The following is a 12,541-nucleotide window of genomic DNA, read 5'->3' as shown; positions in this document are numbered from 1 at the left end:
ACACGTTATAACGTGCCTTATGCACACATCAAGCGAAGGCGGGCCGGCCCTGTTCCGCCTGGTCCGGCACTGGGCCCGCCAGTGGGCCCCGGACGTCGTCGAACGCTTCGACGCCGCCGCACCGCCGTCGTGGACGGTGCCGAACCTGTTCGTCATCCAGGCGATCGACGGCGCGTCCGGGGACGAAGTGACCGTCGCGGACGTGGCACGCCAGCTGGGCATCGACCGTTCGGTGGCCAGCCGGATGGTGAGCGAAGCGGCGCGAGAAGGCTTCGTCGAACGTTCGACGTCGGCCCGGGACGCGCGCCGCGCGGTGCTGACCCTCACCGAGACGGCGAAGGAATTCCTCGGCGCTTCGCGGGCCCACCAGCGCGAGGCGTTCGACGCGCTGGTGGGCCACTGGCCCCGGGAGGACCGCGAGCGGTTCGCCGGCTACCTGAGCCGGCTCGCGGACGAGATCCTCGGTTAGCCCAGGATCGCGTTCAGCGCTTCCCAGGCGTGCCAGGCCCGGGTGACGCCGAACTGGGCGTTGAACCGCAGTGCCGCACGCACGTCTTCGGGCGACGCGCCGCCCCGCAGCGCACGCCCGACGTGGGTGCGGAAGGTGTCGGCGAGGGTTTGGTAGTGGACGTCGACACTGAGGCTGACCAGGCCGCGCTCGCGTTCGCCGAGCGTGCCCGGCCCGTGTCCGGCGCGCATCCGCGACTGCAGGTCGAAGTAGCCGGTGAAGTGCGGGTCCAGCTCGGTCAGCCGGGCCCGCACCGGGTCCGGCAGCGGACTGGGGGCCGCGTCCGGCCCGGTCGACACCAGCTCCGGGGCCAGGGGCTCGGCGTCCGGACGCGCCAGGCCGAGCTCCGCCTCGAGCTCGGCGATCCGTTCGATGCCGGCAGCCGCGGCGTGGTAGCCGCAGTCGTACGAAACGAACCGCAGCAGCTCGCGGATGTCCGCAGTGGACACCCCGGCCGCCAGCCCGGTCCGCACGTGGGCCGTGAACGCCACGCCCAGGCTCGCCTGGCAGACGTCGGCCGTGACGCACAGGAAGGTCTTTTCGCGGTCGGTCAGTTCGGGGATCGACCGGACGTACCGCGCGGTGGCCCCGACCATCTGAGCGAACACCGGGTCGAGCGCGGCAAGCCGTTCGAGGTTCGACGGCGTTTCGGTGGTGGTCAAGCTCGGGCTCCCTCAGTTGAATGAACACTCGTAGCGCTACAGCTGTAGTGCAAATGACGCTACACCTGTAGCGCAATGGGTGTCCAGCTACACTGGGTGCCGATGGAAGAGACCAAACGCCGCCCGAACGCCCGCGGCAAGGGCGAGTTGCTGCGCGAAGAGATCGTCACGGCCGCCGTCCGGATGCTCGACGAGCTGGCCGACGACGAAGCGCTGTCCCTGCGGGCCGTCGCGCGCGAGGTGTCGATCGCGGCGACGTCGGTCTACCTGCACTTCCCGGACCGCGACGCCCTCGTGCTGGCCGCGATGCAGCGCTGCCACGAGGAACTCGTCGGCGTCGGCGACGAGGCCGCGGCGGCCGCCCCCGGCCCGGCCGCCGCGCTGCGCGCCCGCATCCTGGCGCAGGCGGCGTGGGCGCAGGCGCATTCCGGGCTCTACAAGGTGCTCCACGAGAGCAAGGTCCACCGGCGGCACGGGATGCCGTTCAAGGAGGTCATGGTCACCCGCACGACCGAGGCGGTCCAGCGGTGCATGGACGCGGGCGAGGCCCCGGCCGGCGACGCCGCGACGGTCGCCATCGACCTGCGGACCGCCGTCAACGGCATGCTGGCCCAGCGGATCAACGAGCCCGACCTGCCCTGGCCGCCCGCGGTCGAGCAGCTGGACCGGTTCCTGGCCAAGCTGGTGGGCCTGCGCCCCTGACCGGCCGGCTACTCCCCCGTGCGGCCGTCGATCGACTCGCGGAGCAGGTCGGCGTGGCCGTTGTGGCGGCAGTACTCCTCGACCATGTGGACCAGGATCCAGCGCAGGGTCGGCGTACTGCCGTCCCGGAGGGGGCGCCGGGCCCGCTGCGCCAGATCGCCGGCCGCCAGAGCTTCCGCCACCGCCGCCCGTGACCGCCCGACCGCGGCCGCCCACAGTTCGCGCAGCTGCTCCGGGGTGTCGTGCGCGGCGGATTCCCAGTCCCAGTCCGGCGTTGCCGCCCAGTCGATCGCGTCGAACGGCGCCGTCCGGTCCCGGCCGGACAGCACGTGGGAGAACCAGTGGTCCTCCACGTAGGCCAGGTGCTTGAGCAGCCCGCCGAGCGTCATCGTGGCCGGCGGGTGCGTCGCGCGCAGGCCCGCGGCGTCCAGTCCGGCGCACTTCCAGGCCAGCGTCTCCCGGTGGAAATCCAGGAAGCCGAGGAGCGTGGCGGCTTCGTCACCGTCGAAGGCCGGTTCGGTCCGGCCCTGTTCGTCCACAGAGGTCACGAGCGCCGACTCTACTCACGCCGTCAGCGGGCGGACGTCCCAGATCCACACCCCGCCGACGAACTCCGCGGGCTTCCGCAGCAGCAGTTCCACAGTGGACTTCAGCGCTTCCTGGTTCTGCCGCGGCCCGACCACGAGCACGTCCGCGTTCCAGGCCCGCAGGTCCGCCAGTGCCTGGGTGCGGTCGGCCTCGGTGACCTCCGCCGCCTGGCCGGTGCGCTCGACCTGCGCGAACAGGTCCGACGTCGGCCGCGGGACCGCGCCGTAGCGGCCGCGGCGGTCGTCCGGGGACGTGGGGCCGACGAAGTAGCCTTCCGGCATCGGGTAACCGAGGCCCGCGTCGACCTGCCAGTGCAGCGGCTCGGCCTCCCCGGTGCTCGGCAGCGGCACCGGCACCAGCGAACCGCCCGGGGCGATGTACTGGCGCCAGATCCCGTCGGCGAAGAACGGCGGCGAGAGGGGACGCTGGTGCGTCACCAGCTCCGTCGGCGCGATCGGCAGCAGCACCGCCACCACCGCGCCGATCCAGACCATCCGCAGCGGGAACGCGGGTTTGCCGTCGAGCGACGCCGGGAGCTGGGCCGCCGCCGTCCAGACGCGGTGCGTCGCGATCGCCAGCAGCGCGCCCACCACCGGGATGCAGCCCATCGCGAGGCGGGACTCGATCAGCGAGTCGAGCAGCGGCAGCTGGCCCAGCCACTTCCACGGGCCGGCGATGCCGGTCTCCTCGTGCGCCACCGTGATCTCGATGCCCAGCGAAAGCAGGGCCATCACGTACATCGTGATGGCCAGCGCGCGCGAAACGACGTCCCGCCACAGCCAGATCGTCAGCACCACCATGAGCACGATCAACGGCCAGCCGAAGAACGCGTTCTCCTCGGTGCGGTTCATCGAGACGTCCGCAGCCGCCTCGGGCGCGCCGGCGACCGACTGCGTCGCGAAGCGCGTGAAGGCCGCCGTGTCGTTGCCCACCGAGCCGTGCAGCAGCGAGTGGAAGCTCTGCGGGCCGAAGAACTGCCAGTACAGCGGGAATCCGGCGATCAGCAGGGCGACGACCACGCCGATCCCGATGCCCTTGCCCAGCGGCGCCAGCATGCCGCGGAGCTCCGCGCGGTGCGGGATCAGGTACGCGACCGCGAACACGAGGAAGGCGATGGCGAAGATGGCCAGTGGCTCTTCGCCCAGCAGGATCTGCCACGCGACGAGCAGCCCGAGCACGACGCCGTTGCGCACCGGGCGTTCGCCGTGCGCGATCTGGATCGTCTTGAGCGCGATGAACGGCAGCACGAACAGCACGACGAAGTTCGGGTGCGCGTTGCCGTGCGAGATCATCGGCGGCGCGAAACCGCAGAACGCGCCGCCGATCGCGGCCGCCGTCCGGTTCGGCACCAGGTGGCGGGAGAACACCCAGTACCAGCCGATCGCGGTGCCGGCGAGGCCGGCGGTGAGCACGATGGCCCAGGTGAGCGACGCGCCGAAGGTCAGCGTGAGCGGCGCCAGCGGGATGTTCAGGCCGAACATCGCCGCGTTCGCCGCCATGTTGACGCCGAGCGGGTAGTTCTGCAGGTCCGTGGTGAACGGGTTCTGGAAGTGCAGGACGGACTTCGCGACGACCGTCGAGTACCACTCCCACTGGCTCTGGTCGGCCCCGCCGTTCCAGAGGTAGCCGCGCTTGAGGTCGAACCACAGCCCGTTGTAGAGCAGGATCGTGAACAGCAGGAAGCCACCGGCGATCGCGGAGTCCTGCCACGCCCAGCGCTTCGGGCTTTCCGGGAGTTCGGGAGCGGGCGGCACCAGCTCGGGAACGGCTTCGGACTTCAAGCTCACGGTTCGACCACCCTGGCGAGGAAGTAGAGCGCCCCGGTGCCGGCGTGCCGGACCAGCAGCAGGAACGGCCGGTCCACCGTGACGGCGACCGGGGCGTCGATCATCATCGAGGTGAGGCGCATGATCAGCGCGGTGGCCGCGGCCCCCTCGAAGCCCTGTTCGTCGACGCGCAGCACGGCCTGGTGCAGCACCTCGGACACGGTCAGCCGCGGGTCCGGCGAGAGCCCGCTCAGATCGGCGTTGTCCGTGAACAGCGTGCGGACGCCGAGGCCGCGCAGCACGCCGGTGAGCGAGCTGGGCACGTCGAGCGAAACCTTGGGGAGCGCGAGTTCCACCGGCTTGAAGCGGATTTCGCCGAGCAGGCTCGTCAGCGATGCCTGGTCGAGCCGGGTTTCCGCCTCGGCGAGGTCGCCGTCGGGCAGCAGCACGACGGCCTGCAGGCCACCGGCCGCGGCCAGCTGCACCGCCTGCCAGCCGCCGGCGTGCGCGTAGCCGAGGTTCTCGCTGAGCCACATGGTCGGCACGGCACGGGTGCCGGAGGGTGCGTGGAACGGCGCGTCGCTGGTGTTGGCCTCGCGGAACGGCAGTTTCCAGGCGGCCTTCAGGTAGAGGGCGTTGACGAGCACGGCGGCGACGTCGGAGTCGATCGAGCCGGGCGGCAGCAGCTGCGGGATCAGCCCGCGCGTGGTCTGCCCGACGTCGTCGTTGATCAGCGCACGGGCGGCTTCGGGTTCCTTCTCGAAGGGCGCGCTCGCGACGGCGGCCCCGGGCCACCCGGCGAGTTCGGCCTTGAAGGAGTCCTCGAGCGGCAGCCGGTCGTCCGCCCACAGCGTGTTGGCGACGGCCAGCTCGGGCGGTTCCTTGCTCTGCGTCTCTTCGGCGAGCTGGGCGGCCTCCCGCAACAGGACGGTCTGCTCGTCCGGGTCGCCGAGCAGGGCGACCAGCTCGTCCCGGGTCACCCCCCGGGCGGCCCGCGCGGCAAGCGTCAGCGCACTGGCCACCGAATACGGCGAAAAGCAGGTGTTCCCGCCCCCGGCACCGAGGGCCGAGTGGACGGCGAGGGCGAACCGGAGGTGGCTGTCCGTGGCCATGCGGGCGAGACTACCGGAACGCCACCCCCTACCGGCCGCCCACGCGCAACTCCACCCGAGGATGACAAATCCGGCGAAATTTTCACCGCACCCGGCCGGGCACCGGAAACCGTCAGCGGTGCATGCGGGTTACGTGCCAGGAGTACCAGACGTGGGCCTGGGCGTCGGTGAGGGAGGCGACCTGGTCGACCACCACGCGGAGCAGGCCCGCGTCGTCCGCGGCCGCGTTCCAGGCCGGGGCGAACAGCGGGTCGAGGGACTCCGGGGCCCGGCGGGCGAGGGCGTGGACCAGCTCGGCCAGCAGTTCGCGCTGGCCCTCCTGCATCGCCAGCCGGCGGCGGTCGCTCATCACGTACCGCAGGGCCAGCGCCTTCAGCAGGGCCACCTCCGCCGCCACCTGCTCCGGGACGCACAGGTTCGCCCGGTACCGCCCCAGCGGCCCCTCGCCGAACTTCTCGCGCGTGCCGGTGACCGCCGCCGTCGTGAAGCGGCCGACCAGCTCGCTCGTCAGCCGCTTGAGCGCGACCTGGGCGCCCGGCGATCCGTCCGGCTCGGCCGACGCCAGAGCCGCCACCACCGGCAGCGCCAGCAGTTCCGCGGCCGCATCCTCCAAAGTGGACACCGACTGCGTGGAGAAGTGCTTGGCGGCGGCCTCGGCGACGGCCGCGCGCTCGTCCGGGTGGGCGAGCACGCGCAGCTTGATCCGGCCGGCCAGCACGCCGTCCTCGACGTCGTGCACCGAGTACGCGACGTCGTCGGCCCAGTCCATGATCTGCGCTTCCAGGCACCGCTGCTCCGACGGCGCCCCCGCCCGGAACCACTCGAACACCGGGACGTCGTCGCCGTAGACGCCGTACTTCACCTGCCCCGGACGGCGCGGCCACGGGTACTTCGTGGTCGCGTCCAGGCACGCACGGGTCAGGTTGAGCCCCACCGGGTCACCCTCGTCGGACAGCAGCTTCGGCTCCAGCCGGGTGAGGATGCGCAACGTCTGCGCGTTGCCCTCGAACCCGCCGCACCCCGCGGCCACCTCGTCGAGCGCGCGCTCGCCGTTGTGCCCGAACGGCGGGTGCCCGATGTCGTGCGCCAGCCCCGCGGTGTCGACCAGATCCGGGTCCGCGCCCAGCTCTTCGGCGATGCCACGGCCGATCTGGGCGACCTCCAGCGAGTGCGTCAGCCGGGTGCGCGGGACGCCGGTGACCTCGGCGCCCTCCCCCGGCCCGACGACCTGGGTCTTGCCGGCCAGCCGCCGCAGCGCGGCGGAGTGCAGTACCCGGGCCCGGTCACGGGAGAACGCGCTGCGCCCGTCCGCCCGCGCGCCGGGCAGCGCCGCGCCCTTCGCCGGCTCCGGCAGCAGGCGGGCGGTGTCGTGCTCGGTGTAGTCCACCCGACCAGCGTAAACGGGCTCACCGACAGAATCTCACCCGAGGAACGTGGCGAAGAGGTCGTCGGCCGGGGTCTTCGTCAGCCGGTAGTACAGCAACGCGCCGGTCTCGCGGACGATGTACCGCACCTGGGTGACGCGCTCCTGGACGATCGGCCCGCTGTGCGTCGGCGCGGTCCAGGTGTCCAGGCCCAGGTCGTCGGCCATGGTCCGGGCGCGGAAGGAGTGCCACGGGTCGCTGACCAGCACCGCCGTCCGCCAGCCGCGGGCCTCGACCTGCTGGGCGACCGCGCGCAGGCTCCGCAGCGTGTCGCTGCCTTCGCCGACGGCGAGCGTCGCCGACGCCGGCACGCCGCGCCGGGTCAGCCAGAGCTGGCCGGCCCTGGCCTCGGTGAAGTTGTCCTCGGCCTTCTTGCCACCCGCGGTGACGATCGTCTTCGCGACGCCGGCGTCGTAGAGCTGCTTGGCCTTCGCCAGCCGGGCGGCGTAGATGTTCGACGGCTTGCCGTTGTACTGGGCCGCGCCCAGCACCACGATGACGTCGGCGGGCGTCCGGTCGTTCTGGCGCGCCACCTGCCACACCCGGAACGCGGTGCCGCCGACGAGCGCCAGCAGCACCAGGACCGTGCCGAGGGCGATCCGGCGCACCCAGCTCGCGAGCGACGGTTTGGTGCGTTCAGCGGTACCCACCCGGCCCATTCTCCCAGACGCGGCTCAGAGCCAGCCACGCTCCTCGGCGACGCGCACCGCTTCGGCCCGGGTCCGCGCACCCGTCTTGCCGATCGCCGCGGACAGGTGGTTGCGGACGGTGCCTTCCGACAGGTGGAGGGCACGGGCCACGTCGGCCACCGTGCTGCCGTCCTTGGCTTCCCGCAGCACGTCCCGCTCCCGCCCGGTGAGCGGGCTGGCGCCGGTGGCGAGGGACTCCGCGGCCAGTGCCGGGTCCACCACCCGCAGTCCACTGTGGACGCGGCGAACGGCTTCGACGAGCTGCTCCGGCGGCGCGTCCTTGACGACGAAGCCGGCCGCACCGGCCGCCATCGCGCGGGCGAGGTAGCCGGGACGGCCGAACGTGGTGCAGATGATCACCCGGCACGACGGGAGCGCGGCCCGCAGGTCGGCCGCGGCTTCCAGGCCGTCCTTGCCGGGCATCTGGACGTCCAGCAGGGCGACGTCCGGCTTCGCCTCGCGGGCGGCGGCCACCACCTCGTCGCCGGAGCCGACCTGCCCGACCACTTCGATGTCGTTCTCGAGGCCCAGCACGGTGGCCAGCGCCCCGCGGACCATGGCCTGGTCGTCGGCCAGCAGCACCCGGATCAAGCGAGTCCTCCCGCGGGTTCGGCGCGCACGGCCGGGGTGGCCGGGCTCGGTTCGGGCGGCGGGATCTCCGCCCGCACGGTCAATCCTCCCCCGGGCCGGACCGACGTCCGCACCGTGCCCCCGGCCGCGGCCAGCCGCTCGGACAGCCCGCGCAGGCCGTTGCCCGCGACGACTTCGGTGGCGGTGCCGTCGTCCTCGATCTCCAGCCAGTTGCCGCCCAGCCGCACGCGCACCCGCTTCGCCCCGGAGTGCCGCAGCACGTTCGTGACGGCTTCGCGCAGCACGTAGCCGAAGGTGTTCTGGAACTCCGGCCGGACGTTGTCGACCGCGTGCGGCAGGTCGGCGTCGATTTCCGCGGCCCGCAGCGCCGCGCGGGCCCCGACGAGCTCCGCCGACAGCGACACCTCGCGGTACTCCGACACGGTCGCGCGGACGTCGGACAGGGCGCTGCGGGTCAGGCTTTCGACCTCCCGGATCTCCTGGACCGCCCGCGGGATGTCGCCCGCGGTCTCCAGCACCCGCCGGGCCAGCCCCGCCTTGACGGTGATCGTGGTGAGGCTGTGGCCGAGCAGGTCGTGCAGGTCGCGGGCGACGCGCTGGCGCTCGTTCGCCACGGCGAGCGTGGCGATCTCCTCGTTCGCGCGTTCCAGCCGCCGGACCGCGCGGACGAGGTTGCCCATGAAGAACATCGCCAGCGTGATCGAGGCGACCGTGATCAGGTCGCCGTAGTCCGCGAGGAACCGGCCTTGCGCCAGCAGGATCACCGCGCCGACGGCCAGCGTGGACAGGTCGACGATCACCGACCAGGCCGCCGGGACCAGGAACACCACCACCGCCGTGCCGTAGAGCAGGACGAACGCGCTGCCGCCGGCCACCGCGAGCGAGCCGAGCCCCAGGACGTTCATCGTGATCCCGAAGGCCAGCTTCACGCGGCGTTCCCGGCGGAAGAAGTACGGGAACACCGCGTAGCACGCGCAGTAGGTGTAGACGAGAACGGCGGCGGCCACGAGCCCGGGGGTGACCGCGGGCTCGGCCAGGAACGAGCGGGTGACCGGGATGAGGAACGGCAGCAGGAAGACCATCGACATGATCAGCCAGCGCGGGCCGCCCGGTCCGCGGTGGCGGGCGTCGGGCAGCGGGTCTTCCCACCACGATTCCTTGTGGTCCAGCCCGAACCTGCGTCTTCCGGACTCCGCCATCGCCTGTTCCCCTCCGGCCCTCAGACGCGGGCGCTGTCTTTACGGTAACGCCTGATCACCAGCGCCCCGAGCACGACCGTCCACCCGCCGAGCACGCCGGCCGCGGTCGGCAGCGAGACCACCAGGTCGCCGGTCACCGCCGGGCGCGCCACCTGCAGCACCCAGTACGTCGGCATGAGCTGGGCGACGTCGTGCATCCAGCCCGGCATCGACTCGATCGGGATCCACAGCCCGCCCAGGAACCCCATGCCGAGCGTGACGATCATGGTGATCGGCTGCATCGAGTCCGGCGTGCCGAACTGGCCGAGCAGCAGCCCGAGCAGCACCAGCGGGATCGTGCCGAGCCAGATGCCGGCGAAGATGCGCACCCAGCCGGCCGCGTCGAGGTGCACGTCTTCGGCCAGGGCGCCGAGCAGCGGCACGAGGATCAGCGCGGGCAGCCCCACGAGCATCCCGGAGATGCCCTTGCCCGCCAGGTAGCCGGTGCCGGTGAGCGGGGTCAGGCGCAGCTGCCGCTGCCAGCCGACGGCGCGTTCGAGGGCGAGCCGGGCCCCGCTGTTGGTCGCCGCCGCGAAGACGCCGAAGGTCATCATGTTGACCATGATGACGGCCGCGATCTTCGCGTGGTCCGGGTCGCTCGTCTTGGTGAAGACGTTGGCCTGCAACAGGAACATCAGCACCGGGAAGGCCACGACGAAGATCAGGAACCGCGGCGCCCGGAAGTTCCGGCGGATCTCGGTGAACAGGTAGGTGGCGTTCATCGCACGGGCTCCGCGGTGTCGTCGGCGGTCAGGGACAGGAAGGCGCCTTCGAGCCCGACGGCGCCGATTTCGACGTCGCGCACGGCCGGGACCGCGGCCTTGAGCGCCCAGAGCGTGGCGTCGGAGTCGGCGCTGGAGATCGCGACGCGGTCGCCGCGCAGCTCGAACTCCTTGACGCCGGGCAGCGCGGCGATCACCGCCTCGGTGGCGCCCGGGACGGCGGCACGCAGCGTGCGGCCGCCGGCCAGCGCGCGGACCTCGGCGACACTGCCGTCGGCGACGATCCGGCCGCGGCGCATCAGCACCACCCGGTCGGCGAACTCCTCGGCCTCTTCGAGGTAGTGCGTGGCGAACAGGACCGTGCGGCCGGACTCGGTGAACGCGTACATCGACTGCCAGAACTCACGCCGGGTGCCGACGTCCATCGCCGCGGTCGGCTCGTCGAGGATCAGCAGATCGGGGTTGCTGACCAGGGCCACCGCGAAGCGCACGCGTTGCTTCTGCCCGCCGGAGAGCTTGTTGGCGCGACGGCCGGCCAGTTCCTCGACACCGGCGGCGCGCAGGGCCTCGGCCACCGGCATCGGCCGCCGGTGCAGGGCCGCGACCATCCCGACGGTCTCGCCGACGGTCAGGTCGTCCATCAGGGCGCCGCCCTGCAGCATCGCGCCGATCAGGCCGGCGCGGACGGCGTCGATCGGCTTGCGCCCGAACACGCGCACTTCGCCGTCGCCGGGGCTGGTCAGGCCGAGGATCATGTCGACGGTGGTGGATTTGCCGGCACCGTTCGGGCCGAGCAGGGCGACCACCTCGCCCGGGGCGATCGTCAGGTCGACGCCGTCGACCGCGTGGACTTCGCCGTAGTGCTTCCGCAGGCCGGTGAGGTGGATCGCGGCCCCCGCCGCCACCGCCTGGGTCGTTGTTTCTCGCATGCCCCCAGGCTGCCGCCCGGACGGCCCGGGTCCCCAGACCGTGCGTCACGACTTGGCCGTGACAGGTGTCAGGGGTGACCCCAGCGCCCCAATGTGGCCTTGGGTGCGCTCAACGCACCCAATGTGGCCTTCGGTGCGCTCAACGCACCCAAGGCCACATTGGGGCGCTTGGAAGCCGGGTGGGTCAGCAGCCGATGAGGCGGGCCGCCAGGTAGGACTCGAGCTTGTCGATCGCGATGCGCTCCTGCGACATCGAGTCGCGCTCGCGCACGGTCACGGCCTGGTCCTCGAGCGAGTCGAAGTCGACCGTGACGCAGTACGGCGTGCCGATCTCGTCCTGGCGGCGGTAGCGGCGGCCGATCGCCTGTGCGTCGTCGAAGTCGACGTTCCAGTGCTTGCGCAGGGTCGCGGCGACCTCCTTCGCCTTCGGGGTCAGGTCGGCGTTGCGAGAGAGCGGCAGCACCGCGACCTTGAACGGCGAAAGCCGCGGGTCGAGCTTGAGCACCACGCGGATGTCGGTGCCGCCCTTGGCGTTCGGCACCTCTTCCTCGACGTAGGAGTCCACCAGGAACGCCATCATCGAGCGCCCGACACCCGCCGCCGGCTCGATGACGAACGGCCGGTACCGCTGGCCCGAGGCCTGGTCGAAGAACGACAGGTCCTGGCCCGAGTGGTTCGAGTGCGTCGTCAGGTCGAAGTCGGTGCGGTTCGCGATGCCCTCGAGCTCGCCCCACTCCTGACCCGCGTTGAACGCGAACCGGTACTCGATGTCGACGGTGCGCTTCGCGTAGTGCGAGAGCTTTTCCTTCGGGTGCTCGAAGTGGCGCAGGTTCTCGGCCTTGATGCCGAGGTCCTTGTACCACTCGGTGCGCTGGTCGATCCAGTACTGGTGCCAGGTCTCGTCCTCGCCCGGCTCGACGAAGAACTCCATCTCCATCTGCTCGAACTCGCGCGTCCGGAAGATGAAGTTGCCCGGCGTGATCTCGTTGCGGAAGGACTTGCCGATCTGGCCGATGCCAAACGGCGGCTTCTTCCGCGACGTCGTCTGGACGTTGGAGAAGTTCACGAAGATGCCCTGCGCGGTCTCCGGGCGGAGGTAGTGCAGGCCCTCTTCGGACTCCACCGGGCCGAGGTAGGTCTTCAGCATCATGTTGAAGTCCCGCGGCGGGGTGTACTTGCCGCGCGTGCCGCAGTTCGGGCACGGCACCTCGGACAGGTCGTCCTCGCTGGTCTCCTTGCCGGTGCGCGCCGCGAACTCCTCGGCGAGCTGGTCGGCGCGGAACCGCTTGTGGCACGACAGGCACTCGATCAGCGGGTCGGTGAACACGTTGACGTGCCCCGACGCGACCCAGACCTCACGCGGCAGGATCACCGACGAGTCGAGGCCGACGACGTCGTCGCGGCCCTGGACGACGGTCTTCCACCACTGGCGCTTGATGTTGTCCTTGAGCTCGACCCCGAGCGGCCCGTAGTCCCACGCAGAGCGGGTGCCGCCGTAGATCTCTCCGCTGGCGAAGACGAAACCACGGCGCTTGCACAGGCTGATGATCTTCTCAATGGTGTTCGTGGGCACTCCACGCTCCGAAAAGCTTGCGGGGACGGTTCATCGG

At 71.6% G+C, this 12,541-nt stretch carries 13 protein-coding genes; 2 read left to right on the top strand and 11 right to left on the bottom strand.

All coding sequences use genetic code 11. The features are described from left to right. The first annotated feature begins 19 nt into the window (after positions 1–19). Positions 20–469, top strand: a complete 450-nt coding sequence (locus tag ACLJQE_RS28385; RefSeq protein WP_410642447.1) for a MarR family winged helix-turn-helix transcriptional regulator — start codon at positions 20–22, stop codon at positions 467–469. Here the strand turns inward: ACLJQE_RS28385 and ACLJQE_RS28380 are convergent. Next, the gene (locus ACLJQE_RS28380) at positions 466–1,170 is read right to left on the bottom strand and encodes a carboxymuconolactone decarboxylase family protein (protein WP_410642445.1); all 705 of its coding nucleotides are present in this window, start codon (positions 1,168–1,170) and stop codon (positions 466–468) included. The genes ACLJQE_RS28385 and ACLJQE_RS28380 overlap by 4 nt on opposite strands. A 102-nt stretch (positions 1,171–1,272) precedes the next feature. Here ACLJQE_RS28380 and ACLJQE_RS28375 point away from each other — a divergent pair, with 102 nt between their 5' ends. After that, the gene (locus ACLJQE_RS28375) at positions 1,273–1,872 is read left to right on the top strand and encodes a TetR/AcrR family transcriptional regulator (RefSeq protein WP_410642444.1); all 600 of its coding nucleotides are present in this window, start codon (positions 1,273–1,275) and stop codon (positions 1,870–1,872) included. An 8-nt stretch (positions 1,873–1,880) separates the two neighbouring features. Here the strand turns inward: ACLJQE_RS28375 and ACLJQE_RS28370 are convergent, their stop codons facing one another. The 10 genes from ACLJQE_RS28370 to ACLJQE_RS28325 all read right to left on the bottom strand — a co-directional run bounded on the left by ACLJQE_RS28370 (position 1,881) and on the right by ACLJQE_RS28325 (position 12,504). After that, complete coding sequence (locus ACLJQE_RS28370; protein WP_410642443.1) at positions 1,881–2,420, bottom strand: DinB family protein; 540 nt, start codon at positions 2,418–2,420, stop codon at positions 1,881–1,883. A 15-nt stretch (positions 2,421–2,435) separates the two neighbouring features. Then, positions 2,436–4,247 carry a glycosyl transferase gene (locus ACLJQE_RS28365; RefSeq protein ID WP_410642442.1) on the bottom strand — a complete coding sequence of 604 codons (1,812 nt, stop codon included), beginning with the start codon at positions 4,245–4,247 and terminating at the stop codon, positions 2,436–2,438. Next, the gene (locus tag ACLJQE_RS28360) at positions 4,244–5,338 is read right to left on the bottom strand and encodes a serpin family protein (protein WP_410642441.1); all 1,095 of its coding nucleotides are present in this window, start codon (positions 5,336–5,338) and stop codon (positions 4,244–4,246) included. Before ACLJQE_RS28360 ends, ACLJQE_RS28365 begins: the two co-directional genes overlap by 4 nt. 112 nt (positions 5,339–5,450) lie before the next feature. Then, positions 5,451–6,725: a deoxyguanosinetriphosphate triphosphohydrolase gene (locus tag ACLJQE_RS28355; RefSeq protein ID WP_410642440.1), complete on the bottom strand. Its 1,275-nt coding sequence runs from the start codon at positions 6,723–6,725 to the stop codon at positions 5,451–5,453. 33 nt (positions 6,726–6,758) lie between these two features. After that, on the bottom strand, positions 6,759–7,412 hold the full coding sequence (locus ACLJQE_RS28350) for a YdcF family protein (RefSeq protein ID WP_410642439.1): 654 nt from the start codon (positions 7,410–7,412) through the stop codon (positions 6,759–6,761). Positions 7,413–7,436: 24 nt separating this feature from the next. After that, positions 7,437–8,042: a DNA-binding response regulator gene (locus ACLJQE_RS28345; protein ID WP_103348153.1), complete on the bottom strand. Its 606-nt coding sequence runs from the start codon at positions 8,040–8,042 to the stop codon at positions 7,437–7,439. Further along, on the bottom strand, positions 8,039–9,241 hold the full coding sequence (locus ACLJQE_RS28340) for a sensor histidine kinase (protein ID WP_410642438.1): 1,203 nt from the start codon (positions 9,239–9,241) through the stop codon (positions 8,039–8,041). Before ACLJQE_RS28340 ends, ACLJQE_RS28345 begins: the two co-directional genes overlap by 4 nt. 20 nt (positions 9,242–9,261) lie before the next feature. After that, on the bottom strand, positions 9,262–10,002 hold the full coding sequence (locus ACLJQE_RS28335) for an ABC transporter permease (protein WP_410642437.1): 741 nt from the start codon (positions 10,000–10,002) through the stop codon (positions 9,262–9,264). Then, the gene (locus tag ACLJQE_RS28330; protein ID WP_410642436.1) at positions 9,999–10,931 is read right to left on the bottom strand and encodes an ABC transporter ATP-binding protein; all 933 of its coding nucleotides are present in this window, start codon (positions 10,929–10,931) and stop codon (positions 9,999–10,001) included. Before ACLJQE_RS28330 ends, ACLJQE_RS28335 begins: the two co-directional genes overlap by 4 nt. Positions 10,932–11,115: 184 nt before the next feature. Beyond that, a complete protein-coding gene (locus tag ACLJQE_RS28325) occupies positions 11,116–12,504 on the bottom strand; it encodes a glycine--tRNA ligase (RefSeq protein ID WP_410642435.1) in 1,389 nt (462 codons plus the stop codon). Positions 12,505–12,541 lie beyond the last annotated feature (37 nt).

The sequence above is a fragment of the Amycolatopsis sp. lyj-346 genome, from assembly GCF_046548975.1.
In the GTDB taxonomy this organism is placed as follows: Bacteria; Actinomycetota; Actinomycetes; order Mycobacteriales; family Pseudonocardiaceae; genus Amycolatopsis.
Note: the sequence above shows the minus strand (reverse complement) of the source record. Positions and strands in the feature narration are given on the sequence as shown.